The sequence below is a fragment of the Mesorhizobium sp. B2-6-2 genome, assembly GCF_006440615.1.
Lineage (GTDB): Bacteria > Pseudomonadota > Alphaproteobacteria > Rhizobiales > Rhizobiaceae > Mesorhizobium.
In genome coordinates this window covers 265,988-290,356 of the sequence record NZ_VFUG01000001.1, presented here as the reverse complement: position 1 = coordinate 290,356, position 24,369 = coordinate 265,988, and the positions used below count along the sequence as shown (strand labels likewise).

At 64.2% G+C, this 24,369-nt stretch carries 31 protein-coding genes; 7 read left to right on the top strand and 24 right to left on the bottom strand.

The annotated features are described in order from the left end of the window. The 7 genes from FJ419_RS01580 to gcvA all read right to left on the bottom strand — a co-directional run bounded on the left by FJ419_RS01580 (position 1) and on the right by gcvA (position 7,689). Entirely contained in the window at positions 1 to 1,479 is a 1,479-nt protein-coding gene (locus FJ419_RS01580; protein ID WP_140686944.1) for a mannitol dehydrogenase family protein, read from the bottom strand. Between the two features lie 147 nt (positions 1,480 to 1,626). Continuing rightward, entirely contained in the window at positions 1,627 to 2,397 is a 771-nt protein-coding gene (locus FJ419_RS01575; RefSeq protein WP_140686943.1) for an L-iditol 2-dehydrogenase, read from the bottom strand. Continuing rightward, a complete protein-coding gene (locus tag FJ419_RS01570; RefSeq protein WP_140686942.1) occupies positions 2,394 to 3,398 on the bottom strand; it encodes an ABC transporter ATP-binding protein in 1,005 nt (334 codons plus the stop codon). Before FJ419_RS01570 ends, FJ419_RS01575 begins: the two co-directional genes overlap by 4 nt. 46 nt (positions 3,399 to 3,444) lie before the next feature. Further along, complete coding sequence (locus FJ419_RS01565) at positions 3,445 to 4,269, bottom strand: carbohydrate ABC transporter permease (RefSeq protein WP_140686941.1); 825 nt, start codon at positions 4,267 to 4,269, stop codon at positions 3,445 to 3,447. A gap of 10 nt (positions 4,270 to 4,279) precedes the next feature. Continuing rightward, positions 4,280 to 5,152, bottom strand: a complete 873-nt coding sequence (locus FJ419_RS01560; RefSeq protein ID WP_140686940.1) for a sugar ABC transporter permease — start codon at positions 5,150 to 5,152, stop codon at positions 4,280 to 4,282. A 143-nt stretch (positions 5,153 to 5,295) separates the two neighbouring features. Further along, complete coding sequence (locus FJ419_RS01555) at positions 5,296 to 6,606, bottom strand: sugar ABC transporter substrate-binding protein (RefSeq protein WP_140628318.1); 1,311 nt, start codon at positions 6,604 to 6,606, stop codon at positions 5,296 to 5,298. Between the two features lie 174 nt (positions 6,607 to 6,780). Beyond that, positions 6,781 to 7,689 (bottom strand): transcriptional regulator GcvA, encoded by a 909-nt coding sequence (gcvA, locus tag FJ419_RS01550; protein ID WP_140686939.1) that lies wholly within the window; start codon positions 7,687 to 7,689, stop codon positions 6,781 to 6,783. A 110-nt stretch (positions 7,690 to 7,799) separates the two neighbouring features. Here gcvA and FJ419_RS01545 point away from each other — a divergent pair, with 110 nt between their 5' ends. After that, positions 7,800 to 7,985, top strand: coding sequence for a hypothetical protein (locus FJ419_RS01545; protein ID WP_140628312.1), 186 nt, complete (start codon positions 7,800 to 7,802; stop codon positions 7,983 to 7,985). Between the two features lie 20 nt (positions 7,986 to 8,005). Here the strand turns inward: FJ419_RS01545 and FJ419_RS01540 are convergent, their stop codons facing one another. After that, positions 8,006 to 8,962 (bottom strand): sugar-binding transcriptional regulator, encoded by a 957-nt coding sequence (locus FJ419_RS01540; RefSeq protein WP_140686938.1) that lies wholly within the window; start codon positions 8,960 to 8,962, stop codon positions 8,006 to 8,008. Between the two features lie 209 nt (positions 8,963 to 9,171). Here FJ419_RS01540 and FJ419_RS01535 point away from each other — a divergent pair, with 209 nt between their 5' ends. After that, the gene (locus FJ419_RS01535) at positions 9,172 to 9,804 is read left to right on the top strand and encodes an HAD family phosphatase (protein WP_140686937.1); all 633 of its coding nucleotides are present in this window, start codon (positions 9,172 to 9,174) and stop codon (positions 9,802 to 9,804) included. Between the two features lie 262 nt (positions 9,805 to 10,066). On the opposite strand, the gene FJ419_RS01530 is transcribed toward FJ419_RS01535, so the two are convergent. From FJ419_RS01530 to ureC, 9 genes are all read right to left on the bottom strand, one after another. After that, positions 10,067 to 10,834, bottom strand: coding sequence for a class II aldolase and adducin N-terminal domain-containing protein (locus FJ419_RS01530; protein WP_140628305.1), 768 nt, complete (start codon positions 10,832 to 10,834; stop codon positions 10,067 to 10,069). Positions 10,835 to 10,916: 82 nt separating this feature from the next. Further along, entirely contained in the window at positions 10,917 to 11,549 is a 633-nt protein-coding gene (gene ureG / locus FJ419_RS01525) for an urease accessory protein UreG (RefSeq protein ID WP_140686936.1), read from the bottom strand. Next, entirely contained in the window at positions 11,546 to 11,986 is a 441-nt protein-coding gene (locus FJ419_RS01520; protein WP_140686935.1) for a DUF3995 domain-containing protein, read from the bottom strand. Before FJ419_RS01520 ends, ureG begins: the two co-directional genes overlap by 4 nt. Next, a complete protein-coding gene (locus tag FJ419_RS01515; RefSeq protein ID WP_140688102.1) occupies positions 11,983 to 12,654 on the bottom strand; it encodes an urease accessory protein UreF in 672 nt (223 codons plus the stop codon). The genes FJ419_RS01520 and FJ419_RS01515 overlap by 4 nt, the downstream gene beginning before the upstream one ends. Then, entirely contained in the window at positions 12,647 to 13,213 is a 567-nt protein-coding gene (ureE, locus tag FJ419_RS01510; protein WP_140686934.1) for an urease accessory protein UreE, read from the bottom strand. Before ureE ends, FJ419_RS01515 begins: the two co-directional genes overlap by 8 nt. Beyond that, a complete protein-coding gene (locus FJ419_RS01505) occupies positions 13,210 to 13,815 on the bottom strand; it encodes a glutathione S-transferase family protein (protein WP_140688099.1) in 606 nt (201 codons plus the stop codon). The genes ureE and FJ419_RS01505 overlap by 4 nt, the downstream gene beginning before the upstream one ends. A 58-nt stretch (positions 13,816 to 13,873) precedes the next feature. After that, positions 13,874 to 14,467, bottom strand: coding sequence for a hypothetical protein (locus tag FJ419_RS01500; RefSeq protein ID WP_140686933.1), 594 nt, complete (start codon positions 14,465 to 14,467; stop codon positions 13,874 to 13,876). A gap of 93 nt (positions 14,468 to 14,560) precedes the next feature. Continuing rightward, positions 14,561 to 14,929 carry a hypothetical protein gene (locus tag FJ419_RS01495; RefSeq protein ID WP_140686932.1) on the bottom strand — a complete coding sequence of 123 codons (369 nt, stop codon included), beginning with the start codon at positions 14,927 to 14,929 and terminating at the stop codon, positions 14,561 to 14,563. A gap of 32 nt (positions 14,930 to 14,961) precedes the next feature. Further along, complete coding sequence (gene ureC, locus FJ419_RS01490) at positions 14,962 to 16,677, bottom strand: urease subunit alpha (RefSeq protein ID WP_181170606.1); 1,716 nt, start codon at positions 16,675 to 16,677, stop codon at positions 14,962 to 14,964. 164 nt (positions 16,678 to 16,841) lie between these two features. Between ureC and FJ419_RS01485 the strand changes: the two genes are divergently transcribed. Both FJ419_RS01485 and FJ419_RS01480 read left to right on the top strand, forming a co-directional pair. After that, a complete protein-coding gene (locus FJ419_RS01485; protein WP_140546156.1) occupies positions 16,842 to 17,219 on the top strand; it encodes a hypothetical protein in 378 nt (125 codons plus the stop codon). 159 nt (positions 17,220 to 17,378) lie between these two features. Beyond that, positions 17,379 to 17,864, top strand: a complete 486-nt coding sequence (locus tag FJ419_RS01480) for a hypothetical protein (protein WP_140686930.1) — start codon at positions 17,379 to 17,381, stop codon at positions 17,862 to 17,864. A 20-nt stretch (positions 17,865 to 17,884) separates the two neighbouring features. Here the strand turns inward: FJ419_RS01480 and FJ419_RS01475 are convergent, their stop codons facing one another. The 5 genes from FJ419_RS01475 to FJ419_RS01455 are packed head-to-tail and all read right to left on the bottom strand — an operon-like array spanning position 17,885 to position 20,289. After that, entirely contained in the window at positions 17,885 to 18,190 is a 306-nt protein-coding gene (locus FJ419_RS01475) for an urease subunit beta (RefSeq protein ID WP_140686929.1), read from the bottom strand. A 7-nt stretch (positions 18,191 to 18,197) separates the two neighbouring features. Continuing rightward, positions 18,198 to 18,791, bottom strand: coding sequence for a HupE/UreJ family protein (locus tag FJ419_RS01470; protein WP_140686928.1), 594 nt, complete (start codon positions 18,789 to 18,791; stop codon positions 18,198 to 18,200). A gap of 25 nt (positions 18,792 to 18,816) precedes the next feature. Continuing rightward, positions 18,817 to 19,071 carry a DUF1272 domain-containing protein gene (locus tag FJ419_RS01465; RefSeq protein WP_140546152.1) on the bottom strand — a complete coding sequence of 85 codons (255 nt, stop codon included), beginning with the start codon at positions 19,069 to 19,071 and terminating at the stop codon, positions 18,817 to 18,819. Between the two features lie 12 nt (positions 19,072 to 19,083). Beyond that, positions 19,084 to 19,386 (bottom strand): urease subunit gamma, encoded by a 303-nt coding sequence (locus FJ419_RS01460; RefSeq protein WP_041003069.1) that lies wholly within the window; start codon positions 19,384 to 19,386, stop codon positions 19,084 to 19,086. 21 nt (positions 19,387 to 19,407) lie between these two features. After that, positions 19,408 to 20,289, bottom strand: coding sequence for an urease accessory protein UreD (locus tag FJ419_RS01455; RefSeq protein WP_140686927.1), 882 nt, complete (start codon positions 20,287 to 20,289; stop codon positions 19,408 to 19,410). Positions 20,290 to 20,492: 203 nt separating this feature from the next. Here FJ419_RS01455 and FJ419_RS01450 point away from each other — a divergent pair, with 203 nt between their 5' ends. From FJ419_RS01450 to FJ419_RS01440, 3 genes are all read left to right on the top strand, one after another. After that, positions 20,493 to 20,747: an acyl carrier protein gene (locus tag FJ419_RS01450; RefSeq protein WP_041003067.1), complete on the top strand. Its 255-nt coding sequence runs from the start codon at positions 20,493 to 20,495 to the stop codon at positions 20,745 to 20,747. A gap of 4 nt (positions 20,748 to 20,751) precedes the next feature. Beyond that, positions 20,752 to 21,960, top strand: a complete 1,209-nt coding sequence (locus FJ419_RS01445; protein ID WP_140686926.1) for a beta-ketoacyl-[acyl-carrier-protein] synthase family protein — start codon at positions 20,752 to 20,754, stop codon at positions 21,958 to 21,960. A gap of 132 nt (positions 21,961 to 22,092) precedes the next feature. Then, positions 22,093 to 22,797: a glutathione S-transferase N-terminal domain-containing protein gene (locus FJ419_RS01440; RefSeq protein WP_140686925.1), complete on the top strand. Its 705-nt coding sequence runs from the start codon at positions 22,093 to 22,095 to the stop codon at positions 22,795 to 22,797. A gap of 421 nt (positions 22,798 to 23,218) precedes the next feature. Here the strand turns inward: FJ419_RS01440 and FJ419_RS01435 are convergent, their stop codons facing one another. Both FJ419_RS01435 and FJ419_RS01430 read right to left on the bottom strand, forming a co-directional pair. Continuing rightward, a complete protein-coding gene (locus FJ419_RS01435) occupies positions 23,219 to 23,542 on the bottom strand; it encodes a hypothetical protein (protein WP_140686924.1) in 324 nt (107 codons plus the stop codon). 152 nt (positions 23,543 to 23,694) lie between these two features. Then, complete coding sequence (locus tag FJ419_RS01430) at positions 23,695 to 24,321, bottom strand: nucleoside triphosphate hydrolase (protein ID WP_140686923.1); 627 nt, start codon at positions 24,319 to 24,321, stop codon at positions 23,695 to 23,697. Between the last annotated feature and the right edge of the window lie 48 nt (positions 24,322 to 24,369).

Below are 24,369 nucleotides of genomic sequence, written 5' to 3'. Positions count from 1 at the left end.
TCAGAGCTTGCCGGCGAGGTAACGCGTCAGGGTTTCGCGCGCGCCGTGCGCCCACAGGGTCTTCAAGGCGTGGGCGAAGGCCTCGGCAAAGACAGACGAGCGGCCGACATCGCCATAGATGTCCTCCATCGCCAGCCAGGCCTTTGAATCGTCCTTGGCCGCCTTCGCGGTCGCCTGCATGCGGTCCCAGCTCGGGTCGTTCGGCTCGATGACGGCGCCGCTGTCGGTGGTGCCGAAGCAATAGCGGCACCACAGGGCCGATTCCAGCGCGAGGCCGGCGACACCCTCGCCCGCCTTCAGCCGGTCGGCGATCGTCGGGATGATGAATTTCGGCTGACGGTTAGAGCCGTCGAGGCAAAGCCGGCGGATGGTGTCGCCGATCTTGGGATTGGAGAAGCGCCGTTCGATGAGCTGGTAGTAGTCCTCCAGATCCGTATCCGGCACCGGCGGTACGGTCGGGATGATCTCGTCATGCTCGAGCTTCGACAGGAAGGCGCGCACCAGCGGCTCCTGCATGGCTTCATGCACGAAATGGATATCCATCAGCCCGGCCGGATAAGCGATCGTGGCGTGACCGCCATTGAGGATGCGTATCTTCATCAGCTCGTAAGGCGAGACATCGTCGACGAATTGCACGCCGACCTTCTCCAACGCCGGGCGGCCGGCGGTGAAACGGTCCTCCAGCACCCATTGCTTGAACGGCTCGCAGAACACCGGCCAATTGTCCTCCAGCCCGAAATCGTCGGCGAGGATCTTGCGCTCGCGGTCGGTGGTGGCAGGGGTGATGCGATCGACCATGCCATTCGGGAAGGCGACCTTGTCCTCCACCCATTTGGCGAGGTCCTGGTCGATCAGCCGCGCAAGGCCGACGACGCCGTCGGTGGTGACGTGGCCGTTATGGGGGATGTTGTCGCAGGACATGACGGTGAACGGCACGATGCCGTCGGCCCGCCGACGCAGCAGCCCGGCAAGGATGATGCCGAAGACGGTCTTCGGCACAGCGCCCGGCTGCGCGTCGGCGACGATATCGGGATGGGCCGGGTTGAACTTGCCGGAGGCCGGGTCGATGAAATAGCCGCCCTCGGTGATGGTCAGCGACACGATCTTGATCGCCGGATCGGCAAGCCGCTCGATGGTCGCGGCCGCATCGCCGGGCATCAGGAAATCGATCATGGCGCCGGTGACGCGGGCGCTCATATGACCCTGGTCCTGCTCGACCACCGTGGTCAGCCAATCCTGCTCTTCAAGCTTGGAGCGGCCGATCTTCTCGCCTTCGAACACGCCGGCGCCGATCAGCGCCCAGTCATGGCCCTCGCCGGTGCCGAACAGGTCGTCGAGATAGACCGCCTGATGCGAGCGATGGAAGTTGCCGACGCCGAAATGGACGATGCCCGCCTTCAGGGTGGAGCGGTCATATTTCGGGCCGGCGACCTTGGCCGGCAGCATGGCGAGATTCGAGGAAGAGAGTCTTACGGTCATCTCATTTACCTTTTGGCCGATCTGCAGCCCGACTGTTCCGCCTCCTTCGGAGGGCGAGGATGAGGGGCAACACCCGGTATTCCAGTATGCTGCCCCTCACCTGCCCCATGGCGTCTTCTCCGGAGGAAGAAGAGAAGCGCCTCCCCCTCAACTCATCCATTGGCCGCCGTCGACATTGTAGGTCTGGGCGACAATGTATTCGGCCTCGTCACTTGCGAGGAACACGGCCATGCCGGCGAGATCCTCCGGCTTGCCCATGCGGCCGTAAGGCACGCCTTCGCCGACCAGCCGCTTCTTCTCGCCTCTGGGCCGGTTCTCATATTTTGCGAAGAGCGCATCGACCTGATCCCACATGTCGCTGTCGACGACACCCGGCGCGATGCCGTTGACGTTGATGCGATGCTTGATCAGGTCGAGCCCGGCCGATTGGGTGAGCGAGATGACGGCGGCCTTGGTGGCGCAGTAGACCGCGACCAGCGGCTCGCCGCGCCGGCCGGCCTGGCTCGCCATGTTGATGATCCTGCCGCCTTTGCCACGCGCTATCATCGAACGGGCAGCCGCCTGCAGCATGAACAGTGTGCCGGCGACATTGACGGAAAACAGTTTTTCGTAGCTTGCCTTGGTTATCTCGACGACCGGCGCGAGGTCGAAGACCGCCGCGTTGTTGATCAGCACGTCGAGGCCGCCGGTCTTGGCCTCGACTGCTTTCACCGCCGCCTCGATCGAAGCCTGGTCGGTGACGTCGAGCCGGACTGCGTAAGCGGCGGAACCGATCGCTTTCGCCGTCGCTTGCGCGGCTTCCAGGTCGATGTCGGCGATCGCCACCGTCGCGCCTTCGCGAACATAGGCTTCGGCGAAGGCCCTGCCGATGCCGCGCGCCGATCCGGTGATCAGCGCCGATTTGCCTTTCAACCTCACTGCAGCAGCGCCTTGCCGTCGGCGCCGAAGCGATGGAGCTTGGTCTTGTCGGGGGTCAGGTAGACGGTATCGCCATGCCTCACCGCAACCTCGCCGTCGGCGCGGACATTGACGGTGCCGATGCCGTCCGCCTGGACGTGCAGGAAGGTGTCGGAGCCGAGGTGCTCGGCAACGCCCACCGTCGCCTTCCAGTCGCCGGCGGTGGTCGAGATGTTGAGATGCTCGGGGCGGATGCCGATGGTCTTGGCGCCATATTTGTCGGCCGGCGCGCCTTCGATGAGGTTCATCTTGGGCGAGCCGATGAAACCGGCGACGAAGAGGTTCTTCGGCGTCTTGTAAAGCTCCATCGGCGAGCCGACCTGCTCGATATTGCCGGCATTGAGCACGACGATCTTGTCAGCCATGGTCATGGCTTCGACCTGGTCGTGGGTGACGTAGATCATCGTCGTCTTGAGCTGATGGTGCAGCTCGCTGATCTCCAGGCGCATGGTGCCGCGAAGCGCGGCATCGAGGTTGGACAGCGGCTCGTCGAACAGGAAGGCCGAGGGCTGGCGCACGATGGCGCGGCCGATGGCGACGCGCTGGCGCTGGCCGCCGGACAGCTGGCCTGGGCGACGCTCGAGATAATTGGTGAGGTTGAGGACACGCGCGGCGTCCTTCACCTTCTTGTCGATGGTCGCCTGGTCCTCGCCGGCCATCTTCAACGGGAAGGCGATGTTCTTGGCGACCGTCATATGCGGGTAGAGCGCATAGGACTGGAACACCATGGCAAGCTTGCGCTTGGCCGGCGCCTCGCGGGTGACGTCGCGGCCATCGATGCTGATGGTGCCGCCGCTGGTGTCCTCGAGCCCGGCGATCAGCCTGAGCAGCGTGGACTTGCCGCAACCCGAAGGGCCGACGAACACGACGAACTCACCGTCCTCGATATTGAGGTCGATGTCCGGAATGATCACCGTCGACCCGAAGGACTTGGAGACGTTCTTGAGCGTGATGTTTCCCATGGCTTCCTCCCGGGGATGGTCTTCGTCGTCCGCCGCTTGGGCGTTGTTACTTCACGGCGCCGAAGGTGAGGCCGCGCACCAGCTGCTTCTGGCTGAACCAGCCCATGATCAGGATCGGCGCGATCGCCAGCGTCGAGGCCGCCGACAGCTTTGCCCAGAACAGGCCTTGCGGACTGGAGAAGGAGCTGATGAAGGCCGTCAGCGGGGCGGCATTGGTGGTGGTTAGCCGGATGGTCCAGAACGCCTCGTTCCAGGCCAGGATGATGTTGAGCAGCATGGTCGAGGCGATGCCGGGCACGGCCATCGGCGTCAGCACATAGATGATCTCGTTCCACAGCGAGGCGCCGTCCATGCGCGCCGCTTCCAGGATCTCGCCCGGTATCTCGCGGAAATAGGTGTAGAGCATCCAGACCACGATCGGCAGGTTGATCAGCATCAGCATCACGGTAAGGCCGATGCGGCTGTCGAGCAGGCCGGTGTCGCGGAAGATCAGGTAGATCGGGAACAGCACCGCGACGGCCGGCATCATCTTGGTGGACAGCATCCACATCAGGATGTCCTTGGTGCGCTTGGTCGGCGAGAAGGCCATAGACCATGCCGCCGGTACCGCGACCAGCAGCGCCAGGATGGTCGAGCCGACCGACAGGATCACCGAGTTCAGGAAGAACTTGAAATAACCGCTCTGCGCCTGCACCTCGGCGTAGCTTTCCGTGGTGCCGGACGGGATCAGGGCAAAGCCCTGGATCGCCTCCTGCTCGGACTTGAACGAGGTGATGATCGTGTAAAGGATCGGAAAGAAAATCAACAAGGCGACGATCCAGGCCGCGGCCGTGGCAATGGTCTTGTGCTGGGTGGTGACTGCGCGTGCCATCTTGACCTCCCTATTTGTCGAGGTTCTTGCCGACGGCGCGCATGGCGAAGAAGGCAACGATGTTGGCGAGAATGACGGCGATCACGCCACCGGCGGAGGCCTGGCCGATTTTGAACTCCAGCAGCGCCTTCTGATAGACGAGGAAGGGCAGGTTGGTGGAGGCGTAGCCCGGGCCGCCATTGGTGGTGACCAGGATCTCGGCATAGATCGAGAGCAGGAAGATCGTCTGGATCAGGATGACGACAGTGATGGCGCGCGACATGTGCGGCAGCGTCAGATACCAGAAGCGGCTGAGGAAGCCGGCGCCGTCCATCTCGGCCGCCTCCTTCTGCTCGCCGTCGAGCGACTGCAGCGAGGTGAGCAGGATCAGCGTTGCGAAGGGCAACCATTGCCAGGCGACGATGATGATCACCGCCGTCAGCGGGTGCTGCCCGAACCAGTCGACCGGCTGGGCGCCGAAGAAGCGCGCAATGTCGGCGAAGACGCCGTATTGCGGGTGCATGATCATGTTCTTCCAGACTAGCGCCGCAACCGGCGGCATGACGAAGAACGGCGAGATGACCAGGATGCGCACGATCCCCTGGCCCCAGATCGGCTGATCGAGCAGCAGCGCAAGAAGAATGCCGCCGATGATGGTGATCAGCAGGACCGCCACGACGATGGTCAGCGTGTTGAGAATGGCGGCGAAGAAAGCCGGATTGTCGTAGAACAGCTTGTAGTTGGAGAGACCGACGAAGCCGTCGCGGATCGGGTTCAGCGGATTGTATTGCAGGAACGAGAACCACAGCGTGAACAGCAACGGCACGATCATCCAGACGAACAGCAGGATCACCGATGGCGCCATCATGAAACGGGCAAGCGAACGGGTTTGCTGAGTAGCCATGACGGTCACCCTCCCAATGTCAGCCGGATTTTCAGCGTTGTGCCAGAATTTTCCCGATTTTGAAGGGTGGCCGCCCGAACTGGGTTTCGGGCGGCCCCTTGCCGGTCATGATGGGCGACCGGCGTTCGGCACCGGGAGGAGCCTTACTTGATGTAGCCGCCTTCGGTCATCGTCGCGGTGGCGGCGTCCTGAGCCTGCTTGAGCGCGTCGTCGACGCTCGACTGGCCGGCAAGGGCGGCCGAGAAGAGCTGGCCGACGGTGGTGCCGAGGCCCTGGAATTCAGGAATGGCGACGAACTGCACGCCGACATAGGGCACCGGCTTGACCGTCGGATGCGTCGGGTCGGCGGCGTTGATGGAGTCCAGCGTCATCTTCGCGAAGGGCGCTGCCTTCTGGTATTCCGGATTGGCGTACAGCGAGGAGCGTGTTCCAGGAGGAACGTTGGCCCAGCCTTCCTTGGAAGCGACCAGCTCGGCATAATGCTTGCTGGTTGCCCAGGAGACGAACTTCTCGGCGGCATCGGCCTTCTGGGTGCCGGCGGGGATCGCCAGCGACCATGCCCACAGCCAGTTGCCGCGCTTGCCGAGGCCATTGTCGGGCGCCAGCGCGTAGCCGACCTTGTCGGCGACCTGCGAGGCCTTCGGATCGGAGACGAAGGACGCCGCGACGGTGGCGTCGATCCACATGCCGCACTTGCCCTGCTGGAACAGTGCCAGGTTCTCGTTGAAGCCGTTGGACGAAGCGCCTTCCGGACCGTCGGCCTTCATCAGGTCGACATAGAACTGCAGCGTGTTCTTCCATTCCGGCTGATCGAATTGCGGCTTCCAGTTCTCGTCGAACCAGCGGGCGCCGAAGGAGTTCGACATGGCGGTGAGGAAGGCCATATTCTCGCCCCAGCCGGCCTTGCCGCGCAGGCACACGCCGTTCACGCCGTTGGCGCGGTCGGTCATCTTGTCGGCGGCCTGCTTGATGAAGTCCCAGGTCGGCGCGTCGGGCATCTTCAAGCCCGCTTTCTCCATCAGGTCCTTGCGGTACATGACGAAGGAGCTCTCGCCGTAGAAGGGCGCGGCATAGAGCTTGCCGTCGACCGAAAGACCGCCGGCGATGGCCGGGATGATGTCCTTGACGTCATAGTCGTCGCCGAGCTTGTCGAGCGGCAGGAGCCAGCTCTGCTTCGCCCAGATCGGAACCTCGTAGGTGCCGATGGTCATGACGTCGTACTGGCCGCCCTTGGTGGCGATATCGGTCGTGACGCGCTCGCGCAGCACGTTCTCTTCAAGCGTGACCCAGTTGAGCTGGATGTCGGGGTTGGCCTTGGTGAAGTCGTCCGTCAGCTTCTGCATGCGGACCATGTCGCCATTGTTGACGGTGGCGATGGTGATGGATTCGGCATGCGCGGCGAAAGCGAGGGCGCTGGCCGACAACAGGCCCAGGGTGAGCGTGCGAAGTTTCATCAAATTCCTCCCATAAACCAAGATGAGCATTTGCCTTGGCTGTGGGCAATTACTCACTTGGCATGAATTATGTCAACCCTGAATCTGTGCTGCAGCGCAGCAGAAATGACGCCGCACGACCCGGTCGGCCGACGCGCCGGTACCTTCGGAGGGAGGAAAGTGAGGGCGATTGGCTTACGGGCAGGCGATCTCGGCCAGGAGCCAGTCACGGAAGGCGCGGATCTTCGGCACGTTGCGGCGCGCCGTCGGATAGACCAGCCAATAGGCATGGCCGTCGTCGCCGACCAGATCGAAGGGCTGGACTAGGCGGCCGTCGGCGATCTCGTTCTTGAACAACGCCCTCGTCAAGATCGCAACGCCATGGCCGGCCATGGCCGCGTTCGCTTCATAGGCCTGCGCGCCCATGCTGGAACCCGGCCGTTTGGCGAGGTCGTGCCCGGTCACGCCGGCGGCCTCGAACCATTGCGTCCACCAGATGTCGCCCGGGTCGAGGATCGGCAGGCGCAACAGGTCCGCCGGCTCCCTGACGCCGCCGATGCTCGCCGCTAGCTTCGGGCTCAGCATCGGCGTGAAATCGGCATCGAGCAGCTTATGCGCCTCCAGGCCAGGCCATTTGCCGGCGCCGGAGCGGATGGCGAGATCGACATCCTCGCGCGCGAAATCGGTCAGGCGGCTCGACGTGTCGAGCCGCACGGCAAGTGCCGGATGCGCGAGCTGGAACGCGCCCAGATGCTGCGCCAGCCAGTTCGAGGCAAAGGTCAGCACGGTGGTGATGCAGAGCAGGCCGTCGGCGCCGCCGCGCGCCGCGGCATAGGCCTGGCCCAGGATAGCGAAGGCTTCGCTGACGGCGGGCGCCAGGCGCTGGCCGGGCTCGGTCAATTCGATCTGCCGCGGCCGGCGCAGGAACAGCGGCGCGCCGATGCGCTCCTCGAGCAACTTGATCTGGTAGCTCGCAGCCGCCTGGGTCATGCCCAGCTCCTGCGCGGCCTTGGTGAAGGACAGGTGTCTGGCCACCGCCTCGAACACCCGGATCGCCTGCAGCGGCGGCAGGGGCGCAAGCTGCGGAGAGCTGAGATCGGGCATAAGGCCTCCTTATGGGTCATGATCGAGGTTTGATTGGAAGCACGAACCGGCCAGGCCGATATTTGGGGTCGACGGTCAATCCAGTTCAAGCATCGCGAAGGCTGACGATCATGGTCACGGTTCAGGAAAAGCTCGTTTCCACCCCGGCACAAGGCTGGTTTTTCACGCTCGTGCGGGAATTTGCAAGGTTTTCGGGCCGCAGGCGCGGCTATCTCGATGTCCGGGAATTTTCCGAGCATCTGCAGCGCGACATGGGTTTTCTCGACGGCAACGATCCGCGCGGCCGCTCGCAATAGCCGGCACTTTTTATTGGCAATCAGCCGGCAAGCAGTGCTTCGGCCGTGCGTTCGTCGGTGATGAGGCCGTTGACCAGCCGGCGATTGACGGCGGCCAGGATGCCCGCCAGCTTGCGTTCGCCCATGGCCAGAGCGATGACCAACGACCTTTCCCGCGACGGCAGCGCGGCGGAAGACACGCGGTCGTTGGTGATGCCTTCGATCATGCGGCCTTCGCGGTCGTACACCCAGCCGACGATCTCGGCGATGCCGCCGGCCTTCTGCAGCGCCTTCAACTCGTTTTCGGAAATGAAGCCGTCCTCGTAGAGCGGGGCCTTGGGTCCGAGATCTCCGATGCCGACGAAGGTGACATCGGCCTCGGCCGCCAGCGCCAATGTAGGCTGGATCATCGGCTGGTTGAGCAGCATCTCGCGCTCTTCCGGCGAGGACGCAATGACCGGCAGCGGCATCGGGAAGGACCGCGCCTTGACGCGGTCGGCCATGGTGAAGATGACGTTGTAGAAGGCTGCCGAGCCATCGGGCGAGATGTTGCCGGTCAAGGACACGACCTTGTGCTGCGGGCATTCCATCGGCGGCAGTTGCTCGATCGCCGCCTTCAGCGTGCGCCCGGTGCCGATCGCCATGACGATAGGAGCCTCGGAGCGCAGCCGGCGTTCGATCTCGGCCGCGGCCGCCTCGGCGATGCCGATCGTCGTCGAGCTCGAGGTCGGATCGCTCGGCACCACTTCGACAAGGTCGAGCGCGAAGCGCGACTTCAGCCGCGCGGCGAGGTCCAGGCAGTTGGCGATCGGATGATCGACCCGCACCTTGATCAGGCCCTCCGACATGGCGAGCGATACCAGCCGCTGCGCCGTCTGCCTGGAGATGCCTAATTTGGCGGCGATCTGGTCCTGCGTGTTGCCGGCAACATAATAAAGCCAGCCGGCGCGCGCGGCGTCGTCCAACCTGGTGCTGCCGATTTCCTGTCGCGAATTCACGTCTCGCCTCCCAGCCCGCAAGAATGCTGAAACGGGCGCCATAGCTTACAGCGATTGCGCCAACGCGCAATTGTCTATCGAAAGAGCAATTGCTTGGAAGGCTCCTCGATGCCTGAAGGATCAATCCGCCGCTTGTCCAACCATTTGCCGGCGGGACGGTTTATCTCCACCGGGAAACCGATTAAGGGGATCGGCGAAGGGAGCCGCGCATGGTGCCGAAAGCCGTTTTCTGGGATATGGACGGGACGCTGGTCGACAGCGAGCCGCTGCACGAGGCGGCACTTGTAGCGGCGCTGCGCAGCGTCGGTATCGCCCCGCCGCCCGACCTGCATCAGCGCGTGCTGGGCATCGCGGCATGGCCGGTCTACGAAATGCTGCGCGACGAGTTCGGCCTTGGCCTGCCCTTCGACGACTGGATCGTGCGCAAATACGATCACTATCTGCCGCTGGCCGAAACGCTGAAGCCACGCCCCGGCGCAATCGAAGTGTTCAACGAATTGCGCGCGCTCGGCGTCGAGCAGGCGGTGGTGTCCAACTCCGACCGGCTGATCGTCGACGCCAATCTGCGCGCCGTCGGCCTCACCTATCCGGGCATGATGACGGTCAGCCGCAACGATGTGATCGACGGCAAGCCGCTTCCCGAACCATTCCTGCGCGCCGCCTATCTCGCCGGCGTCGATCCGGCGGATGCTTTTGCCGTCGACGACAGCCTAACGGGCGCCATGGCCGGACTGGCGGCGGGCATGAAGACGATCTTTTGGCCGGAGGCGCCGATGGAAGGCCCGGCAGGAGCGATCGTCATCAACAGCGCTGAAGAGCTGCGGGCGCAGTTGGGGCTCTGAGGCGCGGGCGAGTTTGGCGCGGACATCCGGGGCTTCACGCAGCCATCGTAGGCCCCTCACCCCAGCCCAGCGCCGTCATCCTTGGGCTTGTCCCAAGGATCTGCCGTCCAACGGGAATATGGGGCGATCATTCTTGGGAGCTCGGTAGATCCTCGGGACAAGCCCGAGGATGACGGGGCGCGAGACGCCAAGCCCGAAGACAACCGCGACAGGCCGGCAATTCCCGCCTTTCGCCGACCGGTCATTCCGAAACCGGCAGCCCTCAATTCCGATAAACAGGCTCCTCCTCGTCGAGGATCGCCTTCAGCTCGGCCAGATGGCGCTCGGCCTGGCCGGGATAATCGTCCATCTCGCGCGCGGTCTTCTCGGCGATCTCGTCGGAGAGCGTGCGCAGCGGGCGGCCGGTCCACAGCGCCTTGATGTAGGTCTCGGCGGCACGCTCGAAATAGAACATGCGGTTGAAGGTGTCAGCGACGGTGTCGCCGATGACCATGACGCCGTGGTTGCCCATGACCATCACCTTGACCTTGGGGTCGGTGAGAAGCTGCGAGCAGCGCTCGCCCTCTTCCTCGAAGGCCAAGCCGCCATAATTGGCGTCGACGACATGGCGATTGAAGAACATGGCTGAGTTCTGGTCGACCGGCGGCAGCGTCGAATCGGCGAGCGAAGCAAGCACGGTGGCGTGGATTGAATGGACATGCATGGCGCAGCGCGCATGCGGGACGTTGCGGTGGATGGCGCCGTGCAGGCCCCAGGCGGTCGGGTCGGGCGCGTTGGGGCCGGACAGCGTGTCGGGATCGTTGGCGTCGATCAGAAGAAGGTCGCTCGCCTTGATGCGCGAGAAATGCACCTGGTTGGGATTCATCAGGAACTTCGTGCCTTCGTCGTTGACGGACAGCGAGAAATGGTTGGCCACCGCCTCATGCATGTTGAGCCGCGCCGTCCAGCGGAAGGCGGCGGCGAGATCGACCCGCTCCTCATAATAGGGCAGGTTGCTCAGCGGTTCCTTGTGCAGGCGGGCAAGGCTCATCGAAAATCCTCCGCTTGGGTTTGTTTTCCGAGAATGCCGCGCATAGCGGCTGCCAGCAACCGATAAACGCTGGCTCAGTGGATCAAGCCGCCGGGCGCGCCGACTGCAACCCGCCCTGCTCGACGATGAAGTCGATCACTTGCTGCAATCCCTTGCCGCGCGACAGGTCGGTGAAGCCGAACGGCCTTTTGCCGCGCATGCGGCCGGCGTCGCTCTCCATGACGTCGAGGTTGACGTTCACATAGGGTGCCAGATCGCTCTTGTTGATGATCAGGAAATCCGAGCGGGTGATGGCCGGGCCGCCCTTGCGCGGGATCTCCTCGCCCTGGCAGACCGAGATGACGTAGAGGGTCAAGTCGGCAAGGTCGGGCGAGAAGGTGGCGGCGAGGTTGTCGCCGCCGGATTCGATGAAGATGATGTCGAGATCGGGGAATTTCTTGTTCAGCTCGGCGATGGCGCGCAGGTTGATCGAGGCGTCCTCGCGGATGGCGGTGTGCGGGCAGCCGCCGGTCTCGACGCCGACGATGCGCTCTTCGGGCAATGCTTGTAGCCGCGCGAGCATCATAGCATCCTCCTTGGTGTAGATGTCGTTGGTGACGACGGCGATCGAAAAGTCGTCGCGCAGCGCCTTGCAGAGCTTTTCGGTGAGCGTCGTCTTGCCGGAGCCGACCGGCCCGCCGATGCCGATGCGAAGAGGACCGTTTTTCGATGTCATGCCGGAAACTCCGTGATGGCAAGGATTGCGAAGCCTGCCCCGATCAAGAGGCAAAACGGCGAATAAAGGCTTTGGTCGAGCCGCGCGAAAGGCTGTTCGGGCGCAAGCCGGCGCCACCAGGGCGTGAAGCCGGCAATGCCGCGACCGAGGAAGACGAGGCCGATCATCAATGCCGTGGCCGCCAGGCCTTCTCTTGGAAACGGCGTCGCAAAGACACCCGTGAGCGCCAGTGGCCACAGCGTCGCGAGCACGAGGCAAGCGGCGACAGCAAAACTCGCGAAGGGCGACGGCATCTCATCGACGCCGCGAAAACCGACGACGGCGCGGGCGCAGGATGCCTGGTCCGTGCCCGGCCAGATGCCGCCTATGCCCCAATAGACATGCAGCGTTGTGATCAGGAGCAGGACGGAAGAGAGGATGACGGCAAGCACGATCATGAGCGGAACAGCCTGGAGTATTGCGTCTCATGCTGCATCGCCATGATGTCGGACATGACGGCCGCGCCGCCCAGATCGTCCAGGCTGGAAGCGGCGGCGCGCGATGCGGTCGCCAGCGCCAGAGGTTCGAAGCCGGCTAACAATGCGACGGCGTCGACCTGGCCGACGATACCCAACCTGATTGCCGCCTGCAGGAGGTTGGAGAAGAAAGCCTGCAGGAAGGCGGAGAGCGCCTCCGAAAGTCCGATGCCGCTGCTGCCCGCAACGGCGCCGACTGCTACGCAATAGGGGCAATCGGCCGGCAGGCGCTCCAGCGCTCGAGACGACCAGGCCGACGCCGCCTGGAGGAAGGCCGTGCCCTGCAGCATGGTTTCCATGTGCCGCTCCTGCGACCCGGCAAGCGCTTCGGCCAGCGCTGCTGTCTCCTGGAGATCGCCGCCGTCACGTCCGCGCCGCCAGCTTTCGGCGAAGAGCACAGCGTCGTTCCAGCCCGAGCCGACCTCGACCAGCGTCTCCAGCCAGCCGGAGAGATCTTCGCGATCCGCGATTAGCCGATCCTGCACGGCGCGCTCGATCCCGTGGCTGTAAGAGAAGCTACCGACCGGAAAGGCCGGCGACAGCCAAGCCATCAGCCGCAGCAGCGCGATGCTGGAAAGCTCCTCAGTCATGATGATGGTGGTGGCCGTGGTCGTGGTCGTGGTGGCCGTGGTCATGATGATCATGATCGTGATGGTCATGCGAATGGCCGTGGTCGCTGCCATGTCCGGAATAGGCGCCGCGGACCGGGCTGAACGGCTGCGAAACCTCGTTCACCGTGGCGCCGAGGCCTTCCAGCATCGCCTTGATGACGTGATCGCGCAGGATGAGGATGCGCTCCGCCTCGATGGCCGCGGCGAGGTGACGGTTGCCGATGTGCCAGGCGAGCTCGGCGAGATGAACCGCGTCGCGGGCGCGTATGTCGTAGACCTCCTCCGGTGCCGCGACGATCTCAAGCTGGCGCCCATCCTCCAGCACCAGCCGGTCGCCATTTGCGAGCGCCACCGGCTCGGGCAGGTCGACCAGCACCTTTTCGCCACCCGCCGTCTCGATGGCGCGGCGACGCAGATGCCGCTCGTCATGCGGCAGCACGGCCTTGTCATAGGCTGACGTCGAACCGGCCTCGCCAGCTGGCAACACCAAGACGGCGCGCGGGAATTTGGTGAAATCGGTGGTGATGTTGAGTTTCATTTCATGGCTCCGCCATTGGCTTGCGCCCTTGCACGGGCGGGGCGCTGAAGGACACGGTCGAAATAGGCGTTGACGCGCTGGGAATCGATCGGGAAACGGCCGGCACGAGCCCAGCCGCCAATATCGCCCAGCAACACGTCGACGGCCGAGAAGCGGTCGCCCAGCGCAAAGGGCTTGTCGCCAAGCCGCCGTTCCAGCGCCTTTATTTCGGATGCGAAATCATAGGCCGCGGCCGGGCCGACATCGACCCGCAAGTCCTTCGGCAGCAGGAAGCGATGACGCAGCTTGTTCCAAAGCGGCGCTTCCAATTCGCTCTGGGCAAAATGCATCCAGGAATCCATCTCGGCGCGGCCGGCGAGACCGGGATTGGCGCCCATACCCTTATCGGCGTGCTTGTCGGCCAGATAGACGCAGATCGCCGCCGAGTCGGTCACCTTGAGGTCGCCGTCGATCAGGATCGGCACCTTGCCGGAGGGGTTGAGCGCATAGGCCTCCGGCGAGCGCAGTCTCACCTCGACGAACTCGTAGGGCTGGCCGAGTTCCTCCAGCATCCAGAGCACCCGGCTGACCCGGGAGCCGCGCGATCCGACGGCCTTGTACATGGTTGAGTCCTGCATTTCCCCAAATCCTAGATCAATGCAAGGATCAACCCAATGGCGGTTAAACGATGGTGTCGAAGAGCCGCAGGATAAACGATATCTGATAGATCAGCGCGGCCGCGACGAAGGCGATGTGGAAGCGGCGGTCGCGCACCAGGATCGCGACGACACAGAGCGCGACGAAGACCGGCGTTCGGAACAGATACTCATTGCCGAAGCGGGCAAAGTGCTCGGGACCCTTGAGCAGCGTGTCGACGACGTCGAGCAGATAGGTGAAGCCGAGCAGTCCGAAGAACCAGGCGCGGCGCGAGTAAAAATAGTCCTCGTAGCTGGTGTAATCGAGCATCGAATCCGGAAACAGCAGCGCGCAAAGCAGGAACAGAGTGATGGCGTAGAAGATGATGAAAAGATATTTGCCGAAGGTCCAGTTCTCGATGGCGTAGAGCCCGAACTCCCACCACCAGAAATGCACCAGCATCAACAGCACCGAGGCGACCCAGGCGAGGTGCACCGCATAGAGCCGATACTGGCCAGGGTGCTGGACGATGCGGGCCGTTCCCGAAAGCAGCCGCGTGACGCCGAGGCCGATCACCATGCCCATGACGATACGGATATGCGGGAAGATGTCGTGGGGAGAGGCGATTTCGGTGGGCATCTACGAACAGACCCGTTCGTTGCGGTTAGTCATACCAGAGCCATAGCTTTCGGTAGCCCGCCGGAACTTCAATCTGCTCCGTAGGGAGGTGATCTACATCGCCTTCCCAGGTTTCATCGGGTTCAAACCCTGACGGCAGCCAGCCAACGACGCGTCTTCCTCGCTGGCGCGGGTTATGATGACGACCTTGTCCGAGAATGGCCATGCTGCATCATCCCACTGCACGATTGCTATCCGAACGTCGTCGACCTCGGGTCTTTTTCGTATCGATTGGAATGTCGCGAGAATCGTATCGTTATCCGGCTCTTCCGGGCTGTTGCACAGCAATCCGGCTTCACCTTCAGCCCCATCAAAGTACTCTTCCAGTGTAACGAGCGGCATAACGACCGGGGCGACGCCGCCATTATATTCCCGCAGCGCGCCCATCCTGGAGATCAACGCCAACTTCTTTTGTTCATTCATGATGCGTCCGATACCTTGTGGGCGCACCAAACCTAAAACAGAAAATACCGCTGCGCCATCGGCAGCACGGTCGCCGGTTCGCAGGTCAGCAACTCGCCGTCGGCGCGCACTTCGTAGGTCTCGGGATCGACCTCGACATGCGGTGTGGCGTCGTTAAGCACCATGGAATGCTTGCCGATGCCGCCGCGGGTGTTCTCGACCGCAATCATCGCCTTGTCGACGCCCAGCCTGCCCTGCAGGCCGGCGTCGAAAGCGGCCTTCGAGACGAAGGTCACCGACGAATTGGTCAGCGCCTTGCCATAGGCGCCGAACATCGGCCGGTAATGCATCGGCTGCGGCGTCGGGATCGAGGCGTTCGGGTCGCCCATCGGAGCCGCGGCGATCGAGCCGCCGACCAACACCATCTCCGGCTTGACGCCGAAGAAGGCCGGGTTCCACAGCACGAGATCGGCGCGCTTGCCGACCGTGATCGATCCGATCTCCTTCGACAGGCCGTGCGCGATGGCCGGATTGATGGTGTATTTGGCGATGTAGCGGCGGACGCGGAAATTATCGTTGTCGCCGGTCTCGTCCGGCAGCGCGCCGCGCTGGCGCTTCATCTTGTCGGCGGTCTGCCAGCAGCGGATCGCCACCTCGCCGACGCGGCCCATGGCCTGGCTGTCGGAGGAGATGATCGAGAAGGCGCCGATGTCGTGCAGGATGTCCTCGGCGGCGATCGTCTCCTTGCGGATGCGGCTTTCGGCAAAGGCGATGTCCTCCGGGATCGACGGCGACAGATGGTGGCAGACCATCAGCATGTCGAGATGCTCGGCCAGCGTGTTGACCGTGTATGGCCGGGTCGGGTTGGTCGAGGACGGGATGACATTGGGCAGGCCGCAGACCTTGATGATGTCGGGCGCATGGCCGCCGCCTGCACCCTCGGTGTGGAAGGCGTGGATGGTGCGGCCCTTGATGGCCGCCACCGTGTTCTCGACGAAGCCCGACTCGTTCAGCGTGTCGGTGTGGATCATCACCTGGACGTCGTAATCGTCGGCAACCGACAGGCAGCAATCGATGGCGGCCGGGGTCGTGCCCCAGTCCTCATGCAGCTTCAGCGCGCACGCGCCGGCCAGCACCATCTCTTCAAGCGCCGCCGGTTTTGAGGCATTGCCCTTGCCCGACAGGCCGATATTCATCGGAAAGGCATCGAAGGACTGGATCATGCGCGCCATGTGCCAGGGTCCCGGCGTGCAGGTGGTGGCCAAGGTGCCGTGCGCCGGGCCGGTGCCGCCGCCAAGCATGGTGGTGACGCCGCTCATCAGCGCTTCCTCGATCTGCTGCGGGCAGATGAAGTGGATATGCGCGTCGAAGCCGCCGGCCGTGAGTATCCTGCCCTCGCCGGCGATGATCTCGGTGCCGGGGCCGATGATGATGGTGACGCCGGCCTGCGTGTCCGGATTGCCGGCCTTGCCGATCGCGGCGATGCGGCCATCCTTCAGGCCGATATCGGCCTTGACGATGCCGGTGAGCGCATCGACGACCAGCGCATTGGTGATGACGGTGTCGACCGCGCCGCCGGCCCGCGTTACCTGGCTTTGGCCCATGCCGTCGCGGATGACCTTGCCGCCGCCGAATTTCACTTCCTCGCCGTAAACGGTGAGGTCCTTCTCCACCTCGATGAAGAGCTCGGTGTCGGCAAGCCGCACCTTGTCGCCGACCGTCGTTCCATACATCTGCGCATAGGCGGCGCGGCTTATCATGGCCATCAGCGATTGCTCCCGAAATTCAGGTTGAATGAACGCGAGGTGCACATTGTCGCCACCCAATGGTCACGCAATGACCCGCTTAGGAACACCTTGCGCTCCCATTTGGCGGTTGAGGTGCCCCGGTCAGCCCAAAAGGACCGTTTGCCAAACCGATGGAAGGAATATCCATGCTCAAAGCGATTCTTCTCGCCGCAACCGCCACCACGTTGATGGCGGGCACTGCCAATGCCCAGCAGCAGCCGACGCCGCAGCCCAGTCCCGCCCCGACCGCGCCTGCCGCGCCGAAGGCCCAGTCCGCGGCGCCCGCGATCCAGAGCGTCAATGTCGTGGACATCACCGAACTGCCCAAGGACACGCAGACGCAGGTCAACCAGATCGTGGCGCAGCGCGGCGATGCCGGCCTGCAGACATTGCGCAAGTCGATCGACGCCACGCCCAAGGTCAAATCCGCGCTCGAGGCCAAGGGCATGAGCTCCGCGCAGGTGATCGCCGCAAGCATGCAGCCCAATGGCGCGCTGACGCTGATTACCAAGAAGGCGAGCTGATTGCACGCCCAGGCGGGCCGCCTTGCGGTCCGCCAGCCATATTTTGAAGGGAAAGCGGGCCGCGTCACGGTCCGCCTGCCGGCTTTTGAAGGGAACCTCCGGCCAAGCAGGACCGTTTCGCTGTTTTCGCCCCGCCACGAGTTCAGTCAGGAGCGAGCGATGGCGAAAGCCCCGCGTTCTAAAAGATGGAGTTCCGCGGTTGCCGCCACGCTTTTCATGGCTGCGCCCCAGGCGGCACCCGCGGCGCAGCCGCTGGACAACGACAGGCCTGCCGCGGCAATCGTCGATTCCGATGTCCGGCAGGAAGAGGCGCTTTCCTCGACGGAGGCCGGAAAGGTCATCACGGCCATCGACCGCACCCGCGACAACATCGGCACGGTGCGCAAGACCACCAAGCTCGATACGGTCGACATCGTGTTCCTGACCGACGCGGCGCGCAGCGAGGGCGGGCCGCCGCCGGCGATAGAGAACAAGGTGAAGCAGCATCAGGAGGATGTCGCCGAGCTGCGCCAGGAGATCGAGGCGAACGCCTTGCTCTTCAACGCGATCGATTCGCGGCGCGTGCAGGCCGAAGACGTGCTCGCCGTAGAGTTCGACAATCCGGGGAAGGTCGTCATCTATGCCGCCGCCAAGCCGCCGAAGTGATGTGAGCGCGCCGGCGGACGTCACAGCTTGCCCATCACCTTTTGCTGGAAGCCATAGACCTCGCGCTTGCCGCCCAGCGGCACCAGCGTGACGTCTCGCTCCTGCCCGGGCTCGAAGCGCATGGCGGTTCCGGCCGCGATGTCGAGCCGCATGCCGCGTGCGCGTTCGCGGTCGAATTTCAGGCCCTCATTGGTCTCGAAGAAATGATAGTGGCTGCCGACCTGGATCGGCCGATCGCCGCTGTTGGCGACCTTGAGCGTGACGGTCGGCAGCCCCTTGTTGAGCTCGATCTCGCCTTTGGCCGCGATAACTTCGCCGGGGATCATCGCGCCCTCACAACACGCCGAAGGCAAGGCCGACGCCGACCGCCGCGCAAGCCGCACCTGCGGCGCGCGCCAGGCTGCGGAAGCGCAAGCCTAGGCCGAGACCGGCCGCGATGCCAGCGCCGTGGAGCAGCGCCGTGGCCATCGCGAAGCCGGCCATATATTCAAAACCGCCGGCATTTTCCGGCACTTCCGTGCCGTGGGCGTGACCATGGAACAGCGCGAACAGACCGGTGATGGCGATACCGGCCGAGACCGGCAGGTCGATCGCCAGCGCCACCAGCAGGCCGAGCGTCACCACGGAAGCGAGGATGCCCGGCTCAACGAAAGGCATCGGCACATGCAGCATGCCGAGCGCGCCGCCGGCCAGCATCACGCCGACAAAGGCCAGCGGCCAGGCCCAGATAGCCTTGCCGCCCTTCAGCGCCGCCCACACGCCGACGGCGATCATGGCCGCCATATGGTCGAGACCGGACAGCGGATGCGCGAAGCCAGCGGCGAAGGACGAGGTCGTGGCGATGCCGACATGGGCATAGGCCGGCATGGCCGCCGCCAGCAACAGGATGACGGCGAGCGCGCTGCGTTTCGTCGAAGCGGAGATCATCTTTCTGCCCTTTCCAATTGACCTGTTAAGCGGCCTTGCGCGGGCCGCAGCCTTCGGCCTTGAGCACGCGCCTGGTCGACGGCGGATATTTCGTCAGCTTGGCCGCCGGCCGGATCGGCCGCGACGCGAAATTGCCGCCGCAATTGGGGCAGACGCCACCCAGCACACTGTCCACGCAGTCGGCGCAGAAGGTGCACTCGAAGGTGCAGATCAGCGCATCGGTCGCTTCCGGCGGCAGATCCTTGTCGCAGCATTCGCAATTCGGCCTGAGCTCCAGCATCTGTATTCCTCCTCACCGGATCGGTTCATGCACGGTCACCAGCTTGGTGCCGTCGGGAAATGTCGCCTCGACCTGAACGTCGTGGATCATCTCGGCGATGCCGTCCATGACCTGGGCGCGGGTGACGACATGCGCACCCGCCTCCATCAGTTCCGCGACCGGGCGGCCGTCGCGCGCGCCTTCGACGACGAAGTCGGTGATCAGGGCGATGGCTTCGGGATGGTTGAGCTTGACGCCGCGCTCCAGCCGCTTGCGCGCCACCATCGCTGCCATGGCGATCAGCAGCTTATCTTTTTCACGCGGTGTCAGGTTCATGCAACTTCCCGGCAATCGAAATCAGAGTGACCACAATTTAGGCAGGCCCGCCCGCCCATTGAGCAGTTCGACGAGCGGAACCAGCCGCTTGCGGAGCTGGTAGCCGTCGCCGGCACAAAGCCTCGCAAGAAGCTTGCCAGATCGGCCGACGCGCCAGAAACTGGCGCCGCCCCAACCACCGATGGCGGGGTCGCCGATGATGGCGCGGGCCGGCTCCAGCAGACTTTCCGCCTGCGGCGACACCAGCAGCAATGTGGCGACGGCAAGCGCGCCGCCGGTCGCCGCCGGCCGCTGGAGCGTTGCGGCGATGTCCGGGCCGAGCCTGAAATCCTCCGCATGGACCAGCGCACCACCCTGGCGGACCCGCCAGCGGTCATGGAAACTGCCATTGGTCGTCCGCTCACCCATCGCCAGCCGGCCGAACAGCGTGGCTTCCAGCACCAATGCCTCGGCATCGTCGCCAAGCTCGACATCCAGCGTCCGGGCGAAGGCGGCGCGGTCGAAAACGATGGTTTCCTGCGGCAGCCAGGCGACGCGGCCGCCCGGACCGACCCGCAGGCTGACGCTTGTCTCGGCCCTGTCGGCGGCGGCGCGATAGATCTTCTCGCAGGCCTGGGTGGTGATGGCGGCGGAGGCGTCGGCGCCGACCTCGACCGTCCAGCCGAGGCGATCGCCGCCGGTCAGCCCGCCGGCGGTGTTGATCAGCACCGCCTCGAGCGGATCGCCTTGCACCGCAGGCAGGCGGATCTTGGCCGATCCATCCTGGTAGAGCCGCCGCAGGCGCGTCCGGCCGCCGCTCTTGCCGCAGAAAAGCCTGCCCAGGCCGGCAGCACGTTGCGCGGCAGGCAAGGGAGGGGCGGCCAAAGGCGAGGCAGGCTGGGATGTCAAAGTGTTGTCGATCATGTCCACGATCCCAGGTTAAGCACTCCGGCGGCTTTGTCGATATCGCTTGTTGCTTGACATCGTTTCGGTTTCTATAGAGGGAAGCCACCTTGGAGCGGTCGCGCGGTGCCTGGCGAGGTAAGGGCAACGGCGTTTGTTGGGTCCGGGGATCAAAAAAGAGGCGCTGATCAGTTGGCGTCGGGCAACGACAGGGAAGGAACCGAATGGCTGACCAGCTGACGACCGAGATCATCGAAAAGATCAAGGCGCATGCCGATACCGGCGGCGAGGAAATCACCGCCAGCACCGATCTCGGCACGCTCGGCATCCATTCGCTGGAGCTGACCGAGATCATCTTCGATCTCGAGGAAAAGTACGGCATCGAGATCGAGATGAACACGGTCGATGCCTGGAGCAACCTCAAGAACGTCGGCGACATGGTCGAGGCGGTTCGCGAGCTGATCGCGAAAAAAGCCTGACTGCATGCAAAAACGCGTCGTCATCACCGGTATTGGCGGGATTTGCGGGCTCGGCAACGATGCGGCGGCGATATGGGACGCTATGCGCGCCGGCCGCTCGGCCATCGGCCCTATCGACAATCCGTCGCTGCATGACCTCAAGGTCAAGACCGGCTGCGAAATCAAGCAATTGCCGGACCATGGCATCGACCGCAAGCAGGTCGTGTCGATGGACCGCTTCAGCCTGCTGGCGGTGATCGCGGCGCGGGAGGCCATGCGACAATCTGGCTTGACCGCGCATGCCGACAATACCTACCGGATGGGCGCAATCGTCGGCATCGGCGTCGCGGGCTTCGAGACGATCGAGGAGAATTACCGCGCCATCCTGCTCGAAGGGCGCAACCGTGCCGCCATCTTCACCGTGCCGAAAGTGATGCCGGGCGCGGCCGCCGGCCAGGTCAGCATGAATCTCGGGTTGCGCGGCCCTGTTTTCGGCGCCACCTCGGCCTGCTCGTCGGCCAACCATGCGATCTCCTCGGCGGTCGACCAGATCAGGCTCGGCCGCGCCGACGTGATGGTCGCCGGCGGCACCGAAGCGCCGCTGGTGTGGGGCGTGCTGAAGGGCTGGGAGGCGCTCAGGGTGCTTTCGCCCGACACCTGCCGGCCGTTCTCGGCCGATCGCGCCGGCCTGGTGCTCGGCGAAGGCGCCGGCATGGCGGTGCTCGAAAGCTACGATCACGCGATGGCGCGAGGCGCCACCATTTTGGCCGAGATCGCCGGCGTCGGACTTTCGGCCGATGCCTCCGACATCGTCGCGCCGACCATCGAGGGACCGGAAGCGGCGATGCGTTTTTGCCTGGCGGATGCCGGACTCGGTCCGGAAGATGTCGACTACCTCAACGCGCACGGCACCGGCACCAAGGCCAACGACCAGATCGAGACCGCGGCGATCAAGCGCGTCTTCGGCGAGCATGCCCGTTCGCTTTCGGTGTCCTCGACCAAGTCGATGCATGCGCATTGCCTCGGCGCTTCCGGCGGGCTGGAGATGATCGCCTGCGTGATGGCGATCCGCGACGGCATCGTGCCGCCGACCGCCAATTACCGCGAGCCGGACCCGGATTGCGATCTCGACGTGACGCCGAACACGGCGCGCGAGCGCAAGGTGCGCGCGGCGCTCAGCAACAGTTTCGCCTTCGGCGGAACCAATGCAGTGCTGGCCTTCAAGGCGGTCTGACCGCGGCCGACCGGTTGACTGTGTGTCCATGCCAAGCCGCTTGCGGTGTATTGATCCCGGCCGGCCGGGGTCCTAATTCTCCCTGACCCGCCATGAGCGCCGCCCGCCGCCGATCCGCATCCGGAGTTTCCGATGACCGACCTGTCCGCCTTTCCGATCGCCAAGCGCTGGCCGGCCAAGCACCCCGAGCGCCTGCAGCTTTATTCGGCCACGACGCCCAATGGCGTGAAGGCGTCGATCGCGCTGGAGGAGATCGGCCTGCCCTATGAGCCGCATTATGTCGACATCGGCAAGAATGAGAGCTGGACGCCGGAATTCCTGTCGCTCAATCCGAACGGCAAGATACCGGCGATCGTCGATCCGGACGGTCCGGGCGGCAAGCCGATCGGCTTGTTCGAATCCGGCGCCATCCTGCTCTACCTGGCCGACAAGACCGGCAAGCTCATTCCCGCCGATCCGGCGCGGCGCTACGAGACGATCCAATGGGTGTTCTTCCAGATGGCGGCGATCGGCCCGATCTTCGGGCAGGTCGGCTTCTTCCACAAATTCGCCGGGCGCGAGATTGCCGACAAGCGGCCGCTGGAGCGTTACCGCGACGAGTCGCGGCGGCTGATCGGCGTCATGGAAACGCGCCTGAAGGGCCGCAAGTGGATCATGGACGACGACTATACCATCGCCGATGTGTCGATGCTGGGCTGGGTGCGCAACCTGATCGGCTTCTACGAGGCGCGCGAGCTGGTCGGTTTCGACGATTTCCCGACCGTTGCCGAGTGGCTGGAGCGCGGCCTGGCACGGCCGGCGGTGAAGAGGGGGCTCACCATCCCGACGAAGGGCTGAAGCAGCTTCGGGAAACGTGCAGCGGTGGGCGCAACAAAAAAAAGCCCTGCGGGCGCGCTTGACTGAGGTCGATCGCGGCCCATGCCGGGCTGGTTTCGACGCTCGGCGAAAAGGCGCTTTGGCTGAAGGTGGCGGTGGGCTAAGCGGGCGGCTAGCGCCCACGTTGGAGATTAGCCGAAACCCCCGTGACGTCGTCATACTCGGGCTTGACCCGAGTATCCATGCCGTGGCTCTTGCCGTAAGGTGCAACGGTGCAGAATTCTGTAACCGCAGCAACGCTCTAGCGTCACGGCATGGATTCTAGGGTCTGCGCGCGTCGCTTCGCTCCTTGCTCCGCCCTAGAATGACGACCGAGCTGTCGTGGTGGCCAATCGCGAAGGTCCGGCTCGGCGACTTCGCCATCCGGAATCGCGTAAAGGGGCTATTTCGCCTTGGCCTTGGCGCCGCCGCGGCCGAACACGGAGGCCGCTAGCCGCGCGGTGGCGACGACCGCTCCTGTGGCGACGCTGGCCACGGTGCGGATCGGTCCCGATTTGCTTGCCGGGGACTTGGCATGTTTCGCGCTCTTGGCCGCGACCTTGTGAGCCGCGCCGGGCGTCACTTTCTTCGGCGCCGCCTTGCCGAAAGCCGGCTTGGCATCGTTCGACCGCTCCGCGATCGCGGGGCCGGCGCCGGCCTTGGCCTGCGTTGCCTTGGATTGGTTAGCCCTGCTTTTCTTGGCCACGGGTTTTCTGTTCGTTGCCATCTGACGGCTCCTGCATTCTCGGTTCGCAGTTTCGGAGGGAAAGCGTTCGCGCGCCTTCCTGGAATTGCTCCGGCGCCGGACAATTCGGGATAGGGTCATAACGGCCTGAAAACCTTAAAGTTCCCGCCGGAAAATATTGAAAATTGAGCAGGTTAACCAATAACCAAGGAACCAACGACCATATCGGCCGGCCGGCGCCGCGCCAGCACCCGCTCGATGTTGGGCATGTCGTTGGAGGCGATCCAGGCGCGGGCGTCCTCGTCGGATTTGCCGTGCTCGCGCCAGCGCTCCATCAGGCGGCTTTCGAGCTCAGCCCTCGGCACGTCGACGAAGACGGTGAAATCGAACAAAGGCGCCAGCCGCGACCACGGCTCCTCGTCGAGTAGCAGATAGTTGCCCTCGACCAGGATGAACTTGGTGTCGGTGGCGATGATTTCGGCCGCCGCGCGCGACAGTTCCATGCTGCGGTCGAACACGGGAATCGCGATATCGGGCTCGCCCGAGCGGATGCGCTTCAAGAGCGTCTCGAAACCGGCGAAATCGAAAGTTTCCGGCGCGCCCTTGCGGGGTCGCAGGCCGCGGCGGTTGAGAATGATATCGTCATAATGAAAGCCGTCCATCGGTACGACCTCGGATGTGCTTTCCGGCAGCAGCTCATGCAATGCAGCGGACAACGTCGACTTGCCGGAGCCGGGCGGACCGGCGATGGCAACGACGAAGCGCCTGGCTCCGCCGGCGCGCTTGAAGATGGCGGCTGTGATATGGGCGATCTCGGACATCGGCGGCTTTCCGGCTGCGGTTCAGCCGACATCTTGGCGGGTGTCGGC

What these genes read in the sequence shown, in the direction of transcription:
- FJ419_RS01580 (WP_140686944.1), bottom strand. Translation starts at nt 1,479, where the DNA reads ATGACCGTAAGACTCTCTTCCTCGAATCTCGCCATGCTGCCGGCCAAG.
- FJ419_RS01570 (WP_140686942.1), bottom strand. Translation starts at nt 3,398, where the DNA reads ATGGGAAACATCACGCTCAAGAACGTCTCCAAGTCCTTCGGGTCGACG.
- FJ419_RS01565 (WP_140686941.1), bottom strand. Translation starts at nt 4,269, where the DNA reads ATGGCACGCGCAGTCACCACCCAGCACAAGACCATTGCCACGGCCGCG.
- FJ419_RS01560 (WP_140686940.1), bottom strand. Translation starts at nt 5,152, where the DNA reads ATGGCTACTCAGCAAACCCGTTCGCTTGCCCGTTTCATGATGGCGCCA.
- FJ419_RS01555 (WP_140628318.1), bottom strand. Translation starts at nt 6,606, where the DNA reads ATGAAACTTCGCACGCTCACCCTGGGCCTGTTGTCGGCCAGCGCCCTC.
- gcvA (WP_140686939.1), bottom strand. Translation starts at nt 7,689, where the DNA reads ATGCCCGATCTCAGCTCTCCGCAGCTTGCGCCCCTGCCGCCGCTGCAG.
- FJ419_RS01545 (WP_140628312.1), top strand. Translation starts at nt 7,800, where the DNA reads ATGGTCACGGTTCAGGAAAAGCTCGTTTCCACCCCGGCACAAGGCTGG.
- FJ419_RS01535 (WP_140686937.1), top strand. Translation starts at nt 9,172, where the DNA reads ATGGTGCCGAAAGCCGTTTTCTGGGATATGGACGGGACGCTGGTCGAC.
- FJ419_RS01530 (WP_140628305.1), bottom strand. Translation starts at nt 10,834, where the DNA reads ATGAGCCTTGCCCGCCTGCACAAGGAACCGCTGAGCAACCTGCCCTAT.
- ureG (WP_140686936.1), bottom strand. Translation starts at nt 11,549, where the DNA reads ATGACATCGAAAAACGGTCCTCTTCGCATCGGCATCGGCGGGCCGGTC.
- FJ419_RS01520 (WP_140686935.1), bottom strand. Translation starts at nt 11,986, where the DNA reads ATGATCGTGCTTGCCGTCATCCTCTCTTCCGTCCTGCTCCTGATCACA.
- FJ419_RS01515 (WP_140688102.1), bottom strand. Translation starts at nt 12,654, where the DNA reads ATGACTGAGGAGCTTTCCAGCATCGCGCTGCTGCGGCTGATGGCTTGG.
- ureE (WP_140686934.1), bottom strand. Translation starts at nt 13,213, where the DNA reads ATGAAACTCAACATCACCACCGATTTCACCAAATTCCCGCGCGCCGTC.
- FJ419_RS01505 (WP_140688099.1), bottom strand. Translation starts at nt 13,815, where the DNA reads ATGTACAAGGCCGTCGGATCGCGCGGCTCCCGGGTCAGCCGGGTGCTC.
- FJ419_RS01500 (WP_140686933.1), bottom strand. Translation starts at nt 14,467, where the DNA reads ATGCCCACCGAAATCGCCTCTCCCCACGACATCTTCCCGCATATCCGT.
- FJ419_RS01495 (WP_140686932.1), bottom strand. Translation starts at nt 14,929, where the DNA reads ATGAATGAACAAAAGAAGTTGGCGTTGATCTCCAGGATGGGCGCGCTG.
- FJ419_RS01485 (WP_140546156.1), top strand. Translation starts at nt 16,842, where the DNA reads ATGCTCAAAGCGATTCTTCTCGCCGCAACCGCCACCACGTTGATGGCG.
- FJ419_RS01480 (WP_140686930.1), top strand. Translation starts at nt 17,379, where the DNA reads ATGGCGAAAGCCCCGCGTTCTAAAAGATGGAGTTCCGCGGTTGCCGCC.
- FJ419_RS01475 (WP_140686929.1), bottom strand. Translation starts at nt 18,190, where the DNA reads ATGATCCCCGGCGAAGTTATCGCGGCCAAAGGCGAGATCGAGCTCAAC.
- FJ419_RS01470 (WP_140686928.1), bottom strand. Translation starts at nt 18,791, where the DNA reads ATGATCTCCGCTTCGACGAAACGCAGCGCGCTCGCCGTCATCCTGTTG.
- FJ419_RS01465 (WP_140546152.1), bottom strand. Translation starts at nt 19,071, where the DNA reads ATGCTGGAGCTCAGGCCGAATTGCGAATGCTGCGACAAGGATCTGCCG.
- FJ419_RS01460 (WP_041003069.1), bottom strand. Translation starts at nt 19,386, where the DNA reads ATGAACCTGACACCGCGTGAAAAAGATAAGCTGCTGATCGCCATGGCA.
- FJ419_RS01455 (WP_140686927.1), bottom strand. Translation starts at nt 20,289, where the DNA reads ATGATCGACAACACTTTGACATCCCAGCCTGCCTCGCCTTTGGCCGCC.
- FJ419_RS01450 (WP_041003067.1), top strand. Translation starts at nt 20,493, where the DNA reads ATGGCTGACCAGCTGACGACCGAGATCATCGAAAAGATCAAGGCGCAT.
- FJ419_RS01445 (WP_140686926.1), top strand. Translation starts at nt 20,752, where the DNA reads ATGCAAAAACGCGTCGTCATCACCGGTATTGGCGGGATTTGCGGGCTC.
- FJ419_RS01440 (WP_140686925.1), top strand. Translation starts at nt 22,093, where the DNA reads ATGACCGACCTGTCCGCCTTTCCGATCGCCAAGCGCTGGCCGGCCAAG.
- FJ419_RS01435 (WP_140686924.1), bottom strand. Translation starts at nt 23,542, where the DNA reads ATGGCAACGAACAGAAAACCCGTGGCCAAGAAAAGCAGGGCTAACCAA.
- FJ419_RS01430 (WP_140686923.1), bottom strand. Translation starts at nt 24,321, where the DNA reads ATGTCCGAGATCGCCCATATCACAGCCGCCATCTTCAAGCGCGCCGGC.